This window comes from Desulfitobacterium nosdiversum, from assembly GCF_049860565.1.
GTDB classification, from domain to species: domain Bacteria; phylum Bacillota; class Desulfitobacteriia; order Desulfitobacteriales; family Desulfitobacteriaceae; genus Desulfitobacterium_A; species Desulfitobacterium_A nosdiversum.
Map to the genome: position 1 here is coordinate 2,195,342 of NZ_CP172056.1, position 17,291 is coordinate 2,212,632.

Genomic DNA, 17,291 nt, shown 5'->3' on the forward strand with positions numbered 1-17,291 from the left:
ATTTTTGCCAAGAGCGGCGAAAGTATTCGTCATGCCATACAATAAGGAGGGGCAAAGTTGAAGGTTATCCAGGCAGAAAAAGCGGGCTTTTGCTTTGGGGTAAAGCGTGCACTGGATATGGCGGAACGCACGGTTCAAAATTCAGCGACGGTATCCCTTGGTCCGTTAATACATAATCAACAGGTCGTGGACCGGATGGAACGGCAAGGGGTTCAAGTCATCCATGATGTCGAAGAAGCTCAAGCCGGTGCGACCATGATTGTACGATCACACGGAGTTCCACCTGAAATTTATCAAACGGCACAAAATAAAGGAATACAAGTTGTCGATGCAACATGCCCTTTTGTGCAGAAAGCACAAAGACTTGCAACAGAAGCATCCAAGAAGGGACAGGTTATTGTTGTAGGGGATAAGCATCATCCCGAAGTTCAAGGAATTTTAGGCTGGGCGGGTGGAAATGCTTTAGCCATAGAAACAGTACAAGAAGCTCAAGAGCTTCCTGCGTATGAACACGTATCTGTTCTTGCTCAGACAACACAGCCTATTGCTAATTTTCAAAGGATTGCAGAGGAGCTTAAGCACCATACTCCTGAACTGACCGTTTTTAATACGATCTGCAATGCGACAGAAGAACGGCAAACCGTTGCCCGGGAACTGTCCAAAGAGGTAGATGTGATGGTGGTTGTTGGAGGTAAAAATAGTGCCAATACCCGAAAACTTGCGGCGATTTGCGCCGAGGAAACGGAAACCCATCTTATTGAGACCGCGGAAGAACTGAATGAAAACTGGTTTAAAGGAATCCAGATCGCAGGATTAACGGCTGGAGCCTCGACACCGGATTGGATTATTGAGGAGGTAAAAAACAAAATGACGGAAATGAATGAAATGGATGACAACACTTTAAATATGGAGAATTGGGCAGACAGCATGCAAAAGCTGCACCGTGGTGCCGTTGTTACGGGTACAGTCGTGAAGCTTACTCAGGATGAGGTCTTTGTCGACTTAGGCTGGAAGTCGGAAGGGATCATTTCCCGAAATGAACTTTCAGTAGCACCTGTTACTGATCCAAGTGAAGTTGTTAAGGTTGGTGACGAAATCAAAGTTGTAGTTTTGCGCGTGGAAAATGAAGAGGGAAATCCAGTTCTTTCGAAACGTAAAGCCGATGAGGAAGCGGCGATAGAACGACTTGAGCAATTAGCTGAGTCCAAAGAAGAGCTTCAAGCTAAAGTCACCGAAGTGGTTAAGGGCGGCTTGCTTGTAGATGTTGGAATGCGTGGTTTTGTACCCGCTTCGCAAATCCAACTCGGCTATGTTGAAGATCTGAACCAATTCTTAGGGCAAACTCTCAGGCTGCGTGTGATTGAATTTGATCCGTCAAAACGAAAAATCATTCTTTCACAGAAAGTTATTCTTGCTGAGGAGCAAGTCAGCAAACGGGAAAAATTATTGGAGACGCTCCAGGAAGGCGATGTTGTCAGCGGTGTTGTTCGCCGCTTAGCTGATTTTGGCGCATTTGTAGATATCGGAGGAGTTGATGGTTTGCTCCACGTTTCGGATATGGCATATACCCGAATCAAACATCCTTCCGAGCTTGTTAAAGTGGGGGACGAAGTTGAGGTCCAAGTTCTGCGGGTAGATAAGGAGCATTCTAGAATTTCCTTGGGTCTTAAGCAGTTAAAACCCAGTCCTTGGGAAACTGCTGCTGATAAATATCCCTTAGGTTCTGTAGCAGCTGGGACTGTTGTTCGTCTTGCTCCGTTTGGTGCCTTTGTAAAATTGGAAGATGGCATCGATGGTTTGATTCATATCTCTCAACTCTCGGAGAAGCGGGTAGCCAAGGTTGAGGATGTTGTCAAGGTGGGAGACCAGGTTAAGGCGAAGGTTATCGAATGCAAGCCGGAGGAAAAACGGATCAGCTTGAGCATCCGTGAAGCGGTTTCAGACGCACAAACCGTTCAGGATAAGGAAATGCTTTCAGCCCAACCGGAGATTCCTTCTGTTACGATTGGCGATATTATCAAAGAGAATTCTGAACAATAATGGATAGGAAAACAATGACTTCTTGCCTAGAGCAGGAAGTCGTCGTTTCTAAGCAGTATCGTTTCTTAGTAGTATCTCTAAAGGCGAGTGATAGGTGGTGCCAAAACGTCGGAATAGGTTAATCGGAAAATTTCCTTCTCCAGATAAGGGAGTGGATTTTCCTCTTATTATTGGGACATTAGCCATTTTGGCTTTTGGTTTAGTCATGGTATTGACTGCGGGCTCTGTTCGTAGTTTTAATACGACGCAAAACTCTTTCTTCTATGTTTTACAACAATTGAAATGGGCTATTTTGGGCGGAGGAATTGCTTTTCTAATGACCCGAATTCCTTATAAATTTTGGCGCCGTTTTGCGGGAATTGGAATTGGCGTCAGTGTCATTTTATTGATCGCGGTCCATTTTACGAGTGCGGGAGTTGTTCGCATGGGTTCGGCTCGGTGGCTTCAAATCGGGCCGGTTAATGTACAACCGTCAGAAATAGCCAAATTGGCCTTAATCCTTTTTTTAGCACATATACTGGATCGATACCCCGTGAAAAAATTTCGTGATCTCTTGATTCCGGGTGGATTCATTATTGCTATTTTAGGGCTTGTTTATAAGCAGCCGGATTTAGGGACGACAATGGTTCTGGCTGCGACAGCGGCAGCAATGCTTTGGGAAACCGAACTTCCTACGGGTTGGTTTTTATTGGCGATTCCAACTTCGTCTGTAGCTCTTTACTATTTAATTCATAGAACAGCATATCAATGGAATCGCATTTTGGTTTGGATGGACCCGTGGAAATACGCTAATGATTTAGGGTATCAAATTACAAATGCCCAAATTGCTTTCGGAACAGGCGGCATTTTTGGTGTGGGTTTGGGGCAGAGCCTTCAAAAATATGGATTTCTTCCTGAAACCTATACCGATATGATTTTTGCAATTATCGGCGAAGAATTGGGCTTTTTTGGAACACTGTGCTTGATCGGCCTGTTTATTTTCTTTTATGCGCGGGGTTTCTATATAGCCAAGAAATGCCCTGATCGTTTTGGACGTTTGATTGCTTTTGGTATTACCACTTCACTTGCTGTACAAACGGGCATTAATTTAGGCGTTGTAACCGGAGTCATTCCCGTTACAGGTGTTACGCTGCCCTTGGTTTCTTACGGAGGAAGTTCTTTAGTCATTACCTTAGCAGAAATCGGAATATTAATGAATATTTCGCGCTATGCGAGTGTGAATACTGATGTAAAGGGAATAATAAGGGGAGTCAGGTCAGTGAGTCAGTAGGAGGTGAGCGGCTTGATTTTCCCTCTGGGCGAGTATCTTGTTTTCAGTATGGGACTCCTTGCGGTATTCAATAAATTATCCAACCGATCAAAACACGTTTGGATGAGTGTCAGCGGAGCTTGGCTGATCGGACGTTTATTGGAAATAGCATTTCCGTGGTCGAGCACACGGATTTATCATTACCATTTTGCGCAGATCCTGGCCCTTGCCGCCTTAGCAGCAACGGCTTGGCAATATACTTCAGGACGAAAGATTTTGCCTGCGGTGACGACGTCTTTTGTCTTAGTTGGGCAGAACTTGCTCGTGTTAAATGAGCCTGCGATGTTTTTAGGGGAACAATGGTTTTTTGGGGGAATTGTTCTTCTTATTTCATTTTTAAGTACGGCCGATTTCTGGGGAATAGCTTTGGCGTTAGCAGGAGGAATATTGCTGGATTTAGGAATGTCGGTTTTGCTTTTTCAGGGTGTCGTACGGTATTATGAGCTGCCCGACCCTTTTTACTGGCAGTTAAGTATTGCTTTTTTAACGAGTTTAAGCATAGGAAAATCGCTGAGTTTGCTATGGCATCGACGTTCTGCTGAGAAGTTGAAGGAGTCGGAAGATTACTCACTTAAGAACGGGAAGGAATGAAGTTTGTGTCCAAAGGCTTAGTCGTAGCTGAGGTTCATCCAGGCAGTATCGCTGAAGAGATGGAGATTGTTCCGGGTGATCGGGTCTTGGCTGTTAACGAACAAGAGCTGAATGATATTATCGATTTTCAGTATTTAACTGCTGAAGATGAATTTACCCTTTGGGTCGAGAAATCCGACGGTGAAGTCTGGGAGGTCGAAATCGAACGGGACCTGGGAGAGGATCTCGGTCTTGAGGTTAAAGCGGTAAGCGCTCATGGGCTGAAACTCTGTAAAAACAATTGTTTATTTTGTTTTGTGGCTCAAATGCCCAAAGGGATGCGGGCGACGCTTTACGATAAGGATGACGACTATCGCCTTTCCCTAACCCAAGGAAGTTTTATAACCCTTTCGAATCTTAGTGATGAGGAATTTGAACGGATTATCCGTTTGCATTTAACTCCGCTTTACATTTCAGTGCATGCTTGGAATTCTGAAGCACGGGTGCGCTTAATGAAAAATCCTAAAGCGGGCGATATAGGAATGCAGCTCGGCAGGTTAGCGGACGCAGGAATTTCAATTCATGCACAAATTGTTCTTGTTCCGGGTTATAACGACGGCGCAATCCTTAAGGAGTCTGTACATGAGCTTGCTAAACTTTATCCTGCAGTTCAATCCATCGCTGTTGTTCCGGTAGGACTTACAAAATATCGGGAAGGACTGCCGGATTTACGAAGTTTCACACCGCAGGAATCCCGGCAGATTTTGAGTCAAGGCGAACGTTGGCAAGCTGAGTTTTTTGAAAAGACGGACCGACGTTTAGCTTATTTTTCGGATGAATTTTATGCTCAAGCCGGGTGGGATTTTCCAGACGTTGAGATCTATGACGATTTTCCTCAGCTCGAAAACGGGGTAGGGATGGCAAGCAAATTCCGAGCGGAGTTTGAAGCGGCCTTAAACAATTTACCTCAGGTTTTGCCTGAAAGAAAAGTCCATATTTTAACCGGAACTTCGGCTGCTCCGTTTTTTCAGAAGATTTTACAAAAGTTTGAAGGGGTAAAGGGCTTGAACCCAGTGCTGCATACCCTTGTCAATCATTTTTTTGGCTCGTCTGTTACGGTGGCAGGTCTGCTCACCGCCGAGGATATTGCCGAGCAGCTTAAAGACCTGCGGGGAGAAATTTTCTTAATTCCACGCGTTATGTTAAAATCTGATGAGGATATTTTCTTAGATGATCACAGTGTGGCTTGGCTGGCAGAAAAGATTCATGGAGTACCGATTATTGTCGAGAATCATGGCGCGGCTTTTGTTGAAGCTGTATGCGGCCTAGACATGGAGGGAGAAACGAGTGAGTAAACCAGTTGTAGCAATTGTGGGTCGGCCGAATGTGGGTAAATCGACCCTGTTCAACCGTTTAGCCGGAGGATTAGTAGCTATTGTTGAAGACCGTCCAGGGGTCACGCGGGACCGTTTATACCGAGATTCGGAATGGCTGGGCCGAAAGTTTACGATTATTGATACCGGCGGGATTGAATTTAAAAATGAACAGACCTCAATCTCAACACAGATGCGTCGGCAGGCCGAGATCGCGATTGAGGAAGCAGATGTCATTGTTTTAGTCATTGATGCTCAAAATCCGCTGACCCCTGAAGATGAAATGATCGCTCAAACCCTGCGCCGTTCCGGTAAACCTGTAGTTATAGCGGCCAATAAGGTTGAGGATTTCTCAAAGGTTGAACTTTATGAATTCTATAGCTTAGGATTGGGCGAACCTATTCCCATCTCCGCGGTTCACGGAATGAACGTCGGGGATTTATTAGATCAGGTCATTTCTTATTTTCCTTCGGAACAGGAAGAAGAGTATGATCCCGATATTATTAAAATTGCGGCAATCGGCCGTCCAAATGTCGGGAAATCTTCCTTAGTCAATGCTTTATTGGGTGAGGAACGAGTTATTGTCAGCAATGTTCCAGGCACAACCCGAGATGCGATTGATTCGGCCTTTGAACATGAAGGAAAGCATTATATTTTAATCGATACGGCGGGAATGCGCCGTAAGGGTAGAATTGAGGAATTGACAGAGCGGTACAGCGTTTCTCGTTCCCTTCGTGCTGTGGATCGCTCCGATGTGGTTTTGATGCTGATTGATGGTTCGGAAGGCGTTACAGAACAAGATAAAAAAATTGCGGGTTATGCCCATGAATCCGGCAAAGGAATTATACTGGTCGTCAACAAATGGGATTTGGTTGAAAAAGATGAGAAGACGATGAACCGCTTTGAAAAGGATATCCGTGAACAATTAGGCTTTATGCAATATGCTCCGACGCTTTTCATTTCGGCGAAGACAGGTCAACGGGTCAATCGCTTACTCGAATTGGTTGATTTTGTCGCTGAGCAAAACTCTACGCGGATAACTACGGCGACCATCAACACCTTGGTTCGGGAATGGGTTCATTTGAATCCTCCCCCAACGGACAAAGGACGGCGTTTAAAAATCCTTTACATCACTCAGGTCGGGGTGAAACCTCCGACATTTGTTTGCTTTGTCAATGATCCGGAATTGATGCATTTTTCATATAAACGCTACCTTGAGAACCAACTGCGCAAGAGTTTCGGTTTTGAGGGCTCACCTATTCACCTTGTCGTTCGACAAAAAGATGAAGAGAAGGAGTAAGATCGGGTATGGGACGATATGGGATATTTATCATCACCTATATCCTAGGGGCCATTCCTTTTGCCTATTTAGCAGGACGCTTTAAGAATATTGATGTACGCAGGCATGGAAGCGGCAATATAGGGACAACGAACGCCTTCCGCTTGCTCGGGGTCAAATGGGGAATTGCAGTTCTTATCGGGGATGCTTTGAAGGGGGCTCTGGCCACTTGGCTTGGCATAATGGCTGTGGGCCCTTGGGGAGGGATTTTAGGCGGACTTCTTGCTATGGCGGGGCATAGCTGGAATCCCTTTTTTGGCTTTAAGCCGAGCGGCAAGGGAGTCGCTTCAGGGTTAGGCATTATTCTTGTTTTGATGCCAAAAATAACAATAATCGCACTGATTCTTTTCTTAATTGTTGTCATTTTCACACGGTATGTATCGATGGGTTCAGTAGTTGCAGCTTTAGCTTTATTGATTTTTGTTTTTGTTTTTCAAGAGCCCTTAGCGTACCGTGTGTTCGCTATCATTGCATCTTCTGTGGTTATCATTCGTCATCGGACAAACTTCCAACGAGTCTTAAACGGGACTGAAAATCGCTTTGGGGTAAAAAAGAAATAGAAGGGGTGGGGAACATGACGCAGATTGCCGTTTATGGAGCGGGAAGCTGGGGAACGGCCTTAGCTGTCTTGATGGCGAAAGCCGGAAATGCGGTGGCCTTGGTTGGACGTAATGACGAAGAGATACGGCAGATGAAGGAACGCCGTGAAAATCTTCGTTATCTTCCTGGTGTTGTTTTGCCGCAGCCCCTAGAGCCAACAACGGATTTATGGCGGCTTAAAGCTGAATTAGTGATCCTCAGTGTACCCTCTCATGGTGTGCGCGGTGCAGCTCAATTAATCCGATCCTATTTACATCCGGAGACGATCGTCGTGAATACGGCTAAAGGATTAGAAGAGGGAACGCAAGAGCGTTTATCGCAAGTCCTAAAGGAAGAATTACCGGGACACCCTATCGTTGTTCTTTCGGGCCCGAGTCATGCTGAAGAAGTTGGGCGGGATATGCCGACGACTGTCGTCGTATCTTCAGATGATCGCAAAGCAGCGGAAAAAGTTCAAGAACTGATGATGACCCCAAAATTTAGAGTGTATACTAATCCTGATCTGATTGGCGTCGAACTCGGCGGGGCGCTCAAAAATATTATAGCCCTATGTACAGGAATAGCCGAAGGCCTGGGCTTTGGCGACAATACCAAAGCAGCCTTAATGACACGCGGATTGGCTGAAATTGCTCGCCTGGGGGTAGTGATGGGGGGAAATCCCTTAACATTTGCGGGATTATCCGGAGTTGGAGATTTAATTGTTACATGCACGAGCTTGCATAGCCGTAATCGGCGGGCTGGGGTAGCATTGGGACAGGGAAAACCTCTTGAACAAGTATTGCAAGATGTTGGCATGGTTGTCGAAGGGGTTAGGACGACCAAGGTGGCTTATGAACTTAGCCGCGAACGAAATATCAGCATGCCCATTACCGAGGAGGCATACCGCGTTCTTTTCGAGGGCTTTGATCCCAAAGTCGCAGTATCTAACTTGATGATGCGCGGCAAAAAGCACGAGCTTGAGGAAGTCGCACAACTTGCTTTGGATCAACAGGCTCAGGACTGACAGCATCAAAAAGACCTATCCCGAAAGGGGTTAGGTCTTTTTTGTACTGTCAGAAAGTATAACCTTCAGTTTTTTATTTTCTTCCAGCATAAGTGCAGCCAGCGGCTTTGCTTTCGCTAGTTTTAATATTTAATGAAGAACAAAATGTTCTTCATTCTCTCTTTCGATTTGATAATTGAAAGGGATTGTACTTTGTGCCATATTCTCCACATGATTAAATTCCTGCTGTTTTCTTGGGAAAACTGTATCATCACCCAACTTTGAAATAATAGTCGCTGTAGTTGCTCCCAAAATGAGATGATCCAAATAACTTAGAAGTGCTGCACCCGGTTTTTTACTTTTCCTTACTTTAGCTTGAGTGCTTAATCCGTATATACCAAGCCAGGCTAGTGACGTTATACCTATTCCTTTTAGAGCAGCATAATCACGACCGGTTTTGGAAAGGACATAAGTTGTTGTAACACCAACAACCGAGGTCAATAAACTATTTGCTATTCTCCCAACATTTTTTCCCTTGGGCTTAGTTATATCTCTTTTGTTTACAAAAAGCATAGCCGCCATTTCTTCGTATCTTGAGTCAGTTAATCCAAGTTTGAATTCTGTCTTGTTTAAAAGTCTACCGGGAATCGCGCCTAACATTCCTGAAACAAAACCAAGAAAGATTCTATCGCTTATCTTTTTCAATCCTATCAACCCCTTTTAAAGTTAAGGTTAGCGTACTATAAGTAAGTTTGTATCTAATTTATATTTTATAAACCTTTTCGTATATAGAAATAATTGTAAGTTCATCTATACATCAAAAAGTCCAATTACAGAAAGCAATTGGACTTTTTTTCCGCCTTAAAATGGAATTAGATAAAACCTGCGGTTTTTATTTTTTGCCTAAAGTTTTTCCTAAAAAATTTTTCAAATAGGTTAAAAATGACATATTTGCCCAAATAGGCCAATATACTTATACTGCGTAACGTGCTAGTCCAGCTATCCGGAACCATATCATGCCGCTGGGAGGTGGAAGGGAGATAAGGTGGAGACCCTTCCCCGGTTTTGGGACAGCACTCAATAAGGGAGGGAATTTTAGTGGAAAAAGTGGACATTTTTAAAGATATTGCCGAGCGTACAGGTGGCGATATCTACCTAGGAATCGTTGGGCCGGTCCGCACTGGGAAGTCCACCTTCATCAAACGTTTCATGGATCTCCTGGTTCTGCCCAATATCACGGATGTGTTTGAGCGGGAGCGGGCTAATGATGAACTGCCGCAAAGCGGTTCAGGTCGCCAAATTACAACAACGGAACCCAAGTTTATTCCATCGGATGCGGTTGAAATCCTGGTTAAGGATACCATTCAAATGAAGGTTCGATTGGTGGACTGTGTCGGCTATGCCGTCGAAGGTGCGATTGGGTATGAATCAGAAGATGGCGAAGAGCCACGGCTTGTCCGGACATCCTGGAGTGAAGAACCCATTCCTTTTCAGGACGCGGCAGAAATCGGAACGCGCAAAGTGATTACAGATCACTCAACTATTGGCGTTGTTGTGACAACCGATGGATCTATCACCGATATTCCCAGAGATAATTACGTTGACTCAGAAGAACGCGTCATTCAAGAATTAAGGCAGCTGGGTAAACCCTTCATCATTGTATTGAATACAACACGGCCTTATGCTGATTATACGACAGAACTGGCTCGTTCCCTTGAAGAAAAATACGGCGTGCCCGTTATTCCGGTGGACTGCCTGGAAATGACAAATGAAGATATTACACAAATCTTAGAAGAAGTTCTCTATGAATTCCCGGTTGCTGAAGTAAATATAGAAATTCCGAAATGGGTTGAAGAACTCGATACCAATCATCCTGTGCGTGCGAGCTTCGAAGAGACGGTTCGTCAATCGGTCGAGGGAATTCGCCGAGTACGGGATATTGATCAAGCTCTGGATAAACTGACAGAGTGCCCGCAGGCTCAAGATGTACTTCTCAAACAGATGAACCTTGGAAGCGGGATCGCGGAGATTGAAATGACTGCGATTGACGGACTCTTTAAAGATGTTCTTGAAGAAATGACTGGAATTACCGTTGAGGGTGAGCATACACTTCTGCGTCTGATTTTGGATTACAGCCGGGCTAAGAGAGAATGGGATAAGCTCGCTCCGGCTATTGAGGAAGTTAAAAACAATGGTTATGGAGTTGTAACCCCGCTGCTTGAAGAAATGTTCCTCGAGGAGCCAGAATTGATTAAATCAGGCGGTCATTATGGAATTAAACTGAAGGCCAGTGCGCCGTCTCTCCATATCCTGAGAGCAGATGTAACAACAGAAATCACCCCGCTTATTGGAACGGAAAAACAAGCAGAGGAACTCGTTCGCTACATTTTAGATGAATTTGAATCCGATCCTAAGAAAGTATGGGATTCAAATATCTTTGGCAAATCCCTTCATGACTTAGTACGTGAAGGCGTTCAGAATAAGCTCTATAAGATGCCCGAAAATGCACAGCATAAGCTACAGGATACCTTGCAGCGGATCGTTAATGATGGCAGCGGCGGACTGATCTGCATCATCATTTAAGCAGCTTAAGTTTTTAACGCTCTTTTAATTAGTCAACAGCCGATTAAATCAATTAGTCAGTAGATTAAATTTGTTTTTAACCTCGTATCATGGGTGCACTATAATGCGTCCTGTGGAACGGGGTTATCTTGCTTATTCACAAGAATTTTCTTATAATAGAAAAAGATTTCTTTTTGGAAATGGAGCGAAAATTGTGGCTGCTAGAAGAAAAGATTTTTTAATGGTTAGTAAGGAGATATTACCGGAAGCCATTTTAAAAACGGCTGAAGCAAAAGAAATCCTTGCTAAAGGTCTGGTTTATACCGTCAATGAGGCGGTCGAGAGAGTGGGTATCAGCAGAAGCGCCTATTATAAATATAAGGATGGGGTTTTCCCATTTTATGAAGCGAGTAAAGAGAAAATCATTACCTTTTCTCTAACCCTTGAAAATATCGCCGGTGTTTTGTCGAACGCCTTAAATTACATTGCCAGCTTTAATGTTAATGTGTTGACGATCAACCAAGGAATTCCGCTTCAGGGAGTGGCTCATGTTTCGATTTCTATTGAGACAGCAGGAATGGTCAATACACCGGAAGATCTGATTGCAGGTTTGGGAGAGATCGAAGGAGTCCGTAAAATTGAGGTTATAGGCCAAAACTAGAGTTGCATTTTTGGTTCAGTTGTGGTATTTTATATGAGTCCCTCAAGTAAGGGATACAAAAAGCATCGGGGCGTGGCTCAGCTTGGTAGAGCGCTACCTTGGGGTGGTAGAGGTCGCAAGTTCAAATCTTGTCGCTCCGACCAGTATTTTCAAGGCTCTTAGCCTTTCGAATATTCTTAAAAATGGTTTGTAGTGCAACTTGTAGTGCAATTTCATAGCATTTAATTAGCTCCTCAGTTTTTGAGGGGCTTTTTTTGTGTAAGCATGCTGTTTAGGTTTGATGCAGCTTGCTTTTTTATTTCTGGCATAACATGCATAACATGAGCGTAAGTATTTCCAGTCGTTGAAATATCTCCATGTCCTAGAAGTTCTTGAACGGTTTTTAGACTTTATCCTTGTTCTAAAAGGCGAGTAGCGTAAGTATGTCTTAAGGCATGTAAATTTATTTCTGTAGACAGTTCTGCTCGTTTTCGAAGTGCTTCAAACTTTCTTGTAAAATTCCTAGGGTGAATTGGTGTTCCTTTGCTTGTTGGAAATACTACAAATCTATCTAGGCTTGTCACCAAAGAACCTGCTCAGCATAGAATACATCAAGCTCATAATAATTGAAAGGAGATTAATTACAAAATGGGGGTGAAAATTATCAATGTAGAGAGCTTAACTAAAGGCCCAACAATCATTGTCACTAATACCAATGATAGTGGTCCAGGTTCGCTTCGCGAAGCTATTGCTACAGCAACGGCAGGTTCCACAATTGTCTTTAGTGATGCAATCCTTCCTGCTGCTATTACTTTAACCAGTGGATCAATAGCTATTAACAAAACCTTAACCATTAACGGTCCTGGCGCGGATAGGTTAATAATCAGTGGTTCGGATAATCGTATTTTTGTTATTACCGGCGCATCAACTATAGTAACCATTACGGATTTGTCATTCGAAAATGGTTTTAATTCAGGTCCAGGTGGAGCCATCCTTAATCAGGGTGCAACATTAAATGTGCTACGCTGTGTGTTTTTTAACAACAGATCAGATTCATTCGGTGGGGCCATAGCGAATGTTGCCTCTGGTAATGTCAATATTTCAAATAGTACGTTTAGAAACAATAACTCTGGAAGTTATGGTGGGGCTATAGCGAATGGGGAGAATGCAGGTGAAACTGGTACAGTCAATATTACAAGAAGTACGTTCTCTATGAACCACGGTAGATTTAGTGGCGCTATAGGAAATGCTTTTGGAACACTCAATTTGTCGAATAGTGTACTCGACTCCAATAGTTGTGACGTAAATGGTGGAGCTATGGCCAATGATGGCATGACTACCATTACGAAAACGATGTTCTCTAACAACAATGCAGGCGATAATGGTGGGGCCTTTGCAAATGATGGCATAGCTAATATTACAAATAGTACGTTCTCCAGCAACAGTGCAACTAATAATGGAGGGGCAATAGCAAGTATTGATTCTGGTTCAATCACTATTTCAAATACCACTTTCGCTGGCAATACCGCTTTAGATGGAGGGGCAATAGCAAATAGTGATACTGCTACAATCAGTATTTCAAGAAGTACGTTCTCTAATAACAGTGCTACAAATGATGGAGGGGCTATAGCGAATATTGGTTCTGGTACAATTACTATTACAAGAAGTACGTTCTCTAATAACAGTGCTACAAATGATGGAGGGGCAGTAGCAAATATTGATGGTGGTTCAATCACTATTGATAGAAGTACGTTCAATGGTAACACACCTAACGCTACAGCGAATAATGATGGTGGTACAATAATCATTACAAATAGTACCATTGTCTAACAACAACCCAAAGAATGTTTGGGATATATCAATCCAAGTAAAGTGCTAAGATATATGAAAAGATTAAAGGAAAAATAGATATTTTATTTTATCAAAAAGACGATCAGCTAGATCGTCTTTTTGTAAGTGTAAAACTCTCATGATTTTATAGGAGATAAAACGAAAATTTAAATCTGGTTAATCTAGATCCAAATAATGTTTTGACCCATACTCGGTTTTACTAAATTTTTATTTAATAATACACTTATCGTTAAAGAAACAACGGCCTATTCAGACCGTTGAACCTAGCCTTTAATATTGATTTGTCTACATGGGAAAGTTCTTTGAGCCTTTTTTAACTACTACTCTCAGAATAACTTTGAGATCGCTGTTAATAAATTCAGACTTCTATCACCTCGGGATAAATCATTCCTAACGAAAGGATTGTTTAATCCTTATTGGGGATAAAAGATCCTTAACTGCGTAGAATGAGAGAAGTATTTGGTAAAACTTATCTTGGAAGATCGTAAAGTGGGTTAAACGGTTGAGGAATTCCAATCCTTCGTTCTAATCGTTGTAACCAGGGTGGCTCGAACTGTTCTTCGAAAAGCTCCCACCATATGGGTTCACGACCCGGTATTATTCCCATACGGTGTTCAAGTTGTTTCAGCCAAAGTGGGTGGAACTGTTCTTCATATCTTTCCCAGGCGGGTGGTTCGTAACCACCGACATGAGTTAGTGGATATCTGGCTACAACACGTGGATATGGTGCATAAACCGGTATGGTTATAGGATAATACATAATAATCACCTCTTTGACCAGTTTTCAATGGTAATATATTCCTTAAATTATAAATTAGAAAGTTGGCCATTTTTGTTTTTTTATTACAATGTTCCGGCTATCAAATTATTTTGGTCAAAAGTTCTTTTTCGTTTTTTATTAGCATAAAAAATCCCCCTTCAAATGAAGGGGTTAATAGTAGAGCGGTTAACGTAGCAAAAATCAACTAAAATAAATATACTTGAAAATTAAGATGACCTGAAAAATCTTGGGAGAAGTAAAATCAGCTCAATACTAATTTAAAGGGAATGCTGTTATAAACTATAAATGTCCGAAATGCAATATGGCTTATACCTCAACCTCATGTTTTAGAATTTCTTCAATCCGTCTTTCTATTTTATCCAAATCGAGTTGGGCTTCTTTTCTAATACTTTTTCGAAGCATAGGACCTATCTGATGAATATCATCATAGATATCATGTAAAAGTTCTAGGGCAGCTGTGGCTTCCATAACTTCTTTAGGGGTTTCCACTATATTGGCTAAAACCGCTGTTTCGGTCCGTGAAGCAATTAGGGGAATACCTATTTGTTCCACATACACGCGTGTTCTCCGTCCGGGACCTCGGTCTTCCTCGATCGGCTCCAATGCGATGATCTTATCGGAGCGTACGAATTTTCCATATCCCAAGGGAATAATGATATTTTCTCTAATTTCCAAGTTTTCTCCAATCCCTTCTTAAATATCTTATCCGTAATTTCCCCGATATGTTGGTAATTATGCCAAACCGAATTCCAAACCAGTTTAAGGCGTATTACTTGTATAATGCAAAGTAACCTTATTGTGAAAGCTAAATAGCCCTTCCTGTCTAGAAAAGGGCATACTCATATGCTGCAATTAACCCAGCGATCTTGGCCTTAACTTAGATCTACTTCATCATAGACTGCCTTCACAACCTGAGTATAATTGCCTTTGTTAACATATTGGGTAGAGGAGTCCTGGTCTAGATATTATCGTTTCCAGGGGCAGTAGTTGGCTGCTTTACTTTGTTCCTTTGTAGGATCTACTTAGTTCCTAATAGTCCAATATGTTTCGAGAGTTCCAAAAAAAAGAAGTAAAGTTACTGTGTAGGCTAAAATGTATTACCTTTTGCCTAACTCTAGAAAGGGATCGTTTTCATTTGGATTGATGGTTACTTCATTGGGAAAAAGCTTGTACATCTCTTTTCTTTTAGCTAAGGTAACCTCAAACCAATTGAATGTTTTAAATAAGCTTCCACCAAGCAGCAAGCCTCCTAAGACATCGAGAAGGGTATGCTGTTTTAGAAATAGCGTTGAAAGGATAACTAAAATAACTGAACTCTGTATCATTAAAGAAATTTTCGGAGAATGAATACTCATTTTCAAGGACCCAAGGAAGATAACATAAGCGGTCAGAACATGAATGCTTGGAAAAGCATTAAAGGGCTGATCAATAGTATAGATAACTTGAGTGAGCCTTGAGAAAATATCGTGTCCAAGGGTATCTGGTCTTGGAACTGTAGTTTGGAAAAAAGAGAAAATGATAAAACAGATCGCCAGACCTAAAATCATGGAGAGAATACTGGATCGATAAAGCTGAAAGCTATAAGACATAAACCAAATTAAGGCAACAAAAAGCAACCCATACCAGGCGACATACGGTATGATGAAATAGGGCAAAAATGGAATCCTTTGATCAATTATCGTAATCAGTAAATAAACGCGTTCTGTACTATGGTTCAGAAGAAGATAGAGCGAATCGACGATTGGAATAAGCAGGAGCCAACTGGCCTTTAACAAAAAAGTTCGCAATGGCATTAGAAATTAGATCCTCCTTAGTATTTCAGCCATGAAGGCCTATTTCTTTGAACATTATTTCCATTATTTTTAATCTAATGCAAATCGGATTGGGTTATTTTGGGGACTTCGGCTTTGAATAATTTAAGAACAGAAAGAACAATCTATTGCTGTTAAATAAGGACGATCACTAATTTTTAGGAGGCTTATGATGGACAATCAAGAAGTAATTGAACAGACTCTACAGAATTACGAACTTGCTAATGAAACATTATTAGACATATGGGAGCATTTAGATACTGAGCTTATTAATGCTATTTTGGAAAAGCAGCAACATCGTTTAGAGCAAATTTCAGAACGGATTTATCATGAAGAAAAACACGATGAGTTTCGTGATACGAGTGATCATAATATAGAAATACTTGAAAATACATTAACCCGTTTTGACTGGGCCAATCAATATCTTTATGAACATTGGGATACCCTACCGAATGACGAGCGTTTGTCTATTATGCAGAAACAGTGGAACCGCATAGAAGACATGCGTAACAGAAACCAATATAACCAATAATTTTATGCTTAGAAATATAAGAACCGAGGCATTCGCCTCGGTTTTGTATACCAGCTATTTCTTTAAGCATAATTTATGTCAGCCCAGGGGACATATGAATTAAACAAATGCTATAAGGAGAAAAAATCTATGGAATTGTCACCTCGCTTATACCATTGGTTTGTCCGGCCTAAATTTTTTACCCAATTATACATTAATAATCTCCTGCAAAATAGTTTTGATTTTAGAAACAAAACTATTTTGGATTTTGGTTGTGGGATTGGGTCAAGCAGCTCGATATTTGACTCTAACCATTACCTCGGGGTCGATCCTGACTTTCACCGAGTTGCATACGCTAAACGTTTATACCCTACCTATCGGTTTGATGTCTTCGATGGGAAGAATCTTTTTCTTAAACAGGGTTCATTCGATTATATTATCATGGTTGCAGTGCTCCATCATATCCCCTCAGATGGCGTAGCAAACTACCTTACGCAATTAAAACGTATTCTAAAACCTTTTGGGCAAATTCTCGTCATTGAGCCTTGTTTGGCTAAAAATTTACGACTTAGTAACTCCCTGATGAGGTTTCTTGATAATGGCCCTTATATTCGAGACTCAAAAGGGTACATAGAAATATTTAAAACAAATCAATTTAAAACAAAAATTCATAAACAATATCGAAGATTTTTTTATCACGAAATTTTCTTCTCAGCCATATTAAATTAGTTTGAATCTGAGACTTTTAAACGTAGGAGGTCAAGGGTACTTTTGCCAGAAACCATGATATAATTGGATAACGCAGTAAGGCTAGGTCATATCAGCTTTATGTGGGTTATGTGACCGCTTCGCCCGCGCGAAGACTCTGAAGTTAGTTTGTTAATTTGTTCTTGCACAGGTTAAGCATATCAATGTATATAGG

Annotated in this window: 17 protein-coding genes and 1 tRNA gene; 13 read left to right on the plus strand and 5 right to left on the minus strand. The window is 41.9% G+C overall.

The features are described from left to right. Positions 1-57: 57 nt before the first annotated feature. From ACHOLT_RS10540 to ACHOLT_RS10570, 7 genes are all read left to right on the plus strand, one after another. Positions 58-2,040: a bifunctional 4-hydroxy-3-methylbut-2-enyl diphosphate reductase/30S ribosomal protein S1 gene (locus ACHOLT_RS10540; protein ID WP_425800390.1), complete on the plus strand. Its 1,983-nt coding sequence runs from the start codon at positions 58-60 to the stop codon at positions 2,038-2,040. Positions 2,041-2,137: 97 nt separating this feature from the next. Further along, complete coding sequence (gene ftsW / locus ACHOLT_RS10545; RefSeq protein ID WP_425808012.1) at positions 2,138-3,310, plus strand: putative lipid II flippase FtsW; 1,173 nt, start codon at positions 2,138-2,140, stop codon at positions 3,308-3,310. A gap of 12 nt (positions 3,311-3,322) precedes the next feature. Next, a complete protein-coding gene (locus ACHOLT_RS10550; RefSeq protein ID WP_425800392.1) occupies positions 3,323-3,940 on the plus strand; it encodes a hypothetical protein in 618 nt (205 codons plus the stop codon). Continuing rightward, the gene (locus tag ACHOLT_RS10555; RefSeq protein ID WP_425800394.1) at positions 3,937-5,274 is read left to right on the plus strand and encodes a DUF512 domain-containing protein; all 1,338 of its coding nucleotides are present in this window, start codon (positions 3,937-3,939) and stop codon (positions 5,272-5,274) included. Before ACHOLT_RS10550 ends, ACHOLT_RS10555 begins: the two co-directional genes overlap by 4 nt. Then, positions 5,267-6,592, plus strand: a complete 1,326-nt coding sequence (der, locus tag ACHOLT_RS10560) for a ribosome biogenesis GTPase Der (protein ID WP_425800396.1) — start codon at positions 5,267-5,269, stop codon at positions 6,590-6,592. Before ACHOLT_RS10555 ends, der begins: the two co-directional genes overlap by 8 nt. A gap of 8 nt (positions 6,593-6,600) precedes the next feature. Continuing rightward, positions 6,601-7,191, plus strand: coding sequence for a glycerol-3-phosphate 1-O-acyltransferase PlsY (gene plsY / locus ACHOLT_RS10565; protein ID WP_425800398.1), 591 nt, complete (start codon positions 6,601-6,603; stop codon positions 7,189-7,191). A 14-nt stretch (positions 7,192-7,205) separates the two neighbouring features. Beyond that, positions 7,206-8,234, plus strand: a complete 1,029-nt coding sequence (locus tag ACHOLT_RS10570; RefSeq protein ID WP_425800400.1) for an NAD(P)H-dependent glycerol-3-phosphate dehydrogenase — start codon at positions 7,206-7,208, stop codon at positions 8,232-8,234. Positions 8,235-8,363: 129 nt separating this feature from the next. On the opposite strand, the gene ACHOLT_RS10575 is transcribed toward ACHOLT_RS10570, so the two are convergent. Continuing rightward, positions 8,364-8,918 (minus strand): hypothetical protein, encoded by a 555-nt coding sequence (locus ACHOLT_RS10575; RefSeq protein ID WP_425800402.1) that lies wholly within the window; start codon positions 8,916-8,918, stop codon positions 8,364-8,366. Between the two features lie 393 nt (positions 8,919-9,311). Here ACHOLT_RS10575 and spoIVA point away from each other — a divergent pair, with 393 nt between their 5' ends. From spoIVA to ACHOLT_RS10590, 3 genes are all read left to right on the plus strand, one after another. Next, on the plus strand, positions 9,312-10,796 hold the full coding sequence (gene spoIVA, locus ACHOLT_RS10580) for a stage IV sporulation protein A (RefSeq protein ID WP_425800404.1): 1,485 nt from the start codon (positions 9,312-9,314) through the stop codon (positions 10,794-10,796). A 193-nt stretch (positions 10,797-10,989) separates the two neighbouring features. Beyond that, entirely contained in the window at positions 10,990-11,436 is a 447-nt protein-coding gene (locus ACHOLT_RS10585) for an ACT domain-containing protein (RefSeq protein WP_425800406.1), read from the plus strand. A 66-nt stretch (positions 11,437-11,502) separates the two neighbouring features. Next, positions 11,503-11,579: transfer RNA gene (locus tag ACHOLT_RS10590), tRNA-Pro, on the plus strand. Positions 11,580-11,825: 246 nt separating this feature from the next. Here the strand turns inward: ACHOLT_RS10590 and ACHOLT_RS10595 are convergent. Next, positions 11,826-11,999 (minus strand): tyrosine-type recombinase/integrase, encoded by a 174-nt coding sequence (locus tag ACHOLT_RS10595; protein ID WP_425800408.1) that lies wholly within the window; start codon positions 11,997-11,999, stop codon positions 11,826-11,828. 64 nt (positions 12,000-12,063) lie between these two features. On the opposite strand from ACHOLT_RS10595, the gene ACHOLT_RS10600 reads away from it, so the two are divergent. Continuing rightward, a complete protein-coding gene (locus tag ACHOLT_RS10600; protein ID WP_425800410.1) occupies positions 12,064-13,245 on the plus strand; it encodes a beta strand repeat-containing protein in 1,182 nt (393 codons plus the stop codon). Positions 13,246-13,735: 490 nt separating this feature from the next. Here the strand turns inward: ACHOLT_RS10600 and ACHOLT_RS10605 are convergent, their stop codons facing one another. The 3 genes from ACHOLT_RS10605 to ACHOLT_RS10615 all read right to left on the minus strand — a co-directional run bounded on the left by ACHOLT_RS10605 (position 13,736) and on the right by ACHOLT_RS10615 (position 15,840). After that, the gene (locus tag ACHOLT_RS10605; RefSeq protein WP_425800412.1) at positions 13,736-14,026 is read right to left on the minus strand and encodes a hypothetical protein; all 291 of its coding nucleotides are present in this window, start codon (positions 14,024-14,026) and stop codon (positions 13,736-13,738) included. A 327-nt stretch (positions 14,027-14,353) separates the two neighbouring features. Continuing rightward, on the minus strand, positions 14,354-14,722 hold the full coding sequence (locus ACHOLT_RS10610) for a hypothetical protein (protein ID WP_425800414.1): 369 nt from the start codon (positions 14,720-14,722) through the stop codon (positions 14,354-14,356). Between the two features lie 422 nt (positions 14,723-15,144). After that, a complete protein-coding gene (locus tag ACHOLT_RS10615; protein WP_425800416.1) occupies positions 15,145-15,840 on the minus strand; it encodes a phosphatase PAP2 family protein in 696 nt (231 codons plus the stop codon). Between the two features lie 187 nt (positions 15,841-16,027). Between ACHOLT_RS10615 and ACHOLT_RS10620 the strand changes: the two genes are divergently transcribed. Further along, positions 16,028-16,390, plus strand: a complete 363-nt coding sequence (locus ACHOLT_RS10620; protein WP_425800418.1) for a hypothetical protein — start codon at positions 16,028-16,030, stop codon at positions 16,388-16,390. Between the two features lie 75 nt (positions 16,391-16,465). After that, on the plus strand, positions 16,466-17,098 hold the full coding sequence (locus ACHOLT_RS10625) for a class I SAM-dependent methyltransferase (RefSeq protein WP_425800420.1): 633 nt from the start codon (positions 16,466-16,468) through the stop codon (positions 17,096-17,098). The last annotated feature ends 193 nt before the right edge of the window (positions 17,099-17,291 follow it).

Bases quoted from the DNA above. Each gene is read 5' to 3' on its own strand.
- ACHOLT_RS10605 (WP_425800412.1), bottom strand. From the start codon at position 14,026: ATGTATTATCCTATAACCATACCGGTTTATGCACCATATCCACGTGTT.
- ACHOLT_RS10600 (WP_425800410.1), top strand. From the start codon at position 12,064: ATGGGGGTGAAAATTATCAATGTAGAGAGCTTAACTAAAGGCCCAACA.
- ACHOLT_RS10625 (WP_425800420.1), top strand. From the start codon at position 16,466: ATGTCAGCCCAGGGGACATATGAATTAAACAAATGCTATAAGGAGAAA.
- ACHOLT_RS10555 (WP_425800394.1), top strand. From the start codon at position 3,937: ATGAAGTTTGTGTCCAAAGGCTTAGTCGTAGCTGAGGTTCATCCAGGC.
- ACHOLT_RS10570 (WP_425800400.1), top strand. From the start codon at position 7,206: ATGACGCAGATTGCCGTTTATGGAGCGGGAAGCTGGGGAACGGCCTTA.
- ACHOLT_RS10620 (WP_425800418.1), top strand. From the start codon at position 16,028: ATGATGGACAATCAAGAAGTAATTGAACAGACTCTACAGAATTACGAA.
- plsY (WP_425800398.1), top strand. From the start codon at position 6,601: ATGGGACGATATGGGATATTTATCATCACCTATATCCTAGGGGCCATT.
- ACHOLT_RS10615 (WP_425800416.1), bottom strand. From the start codon at position 15,840: ATGCCATTGCGAACTTTTTTGTTAAAGGCCAGTTGGCTCCTGCTTATT.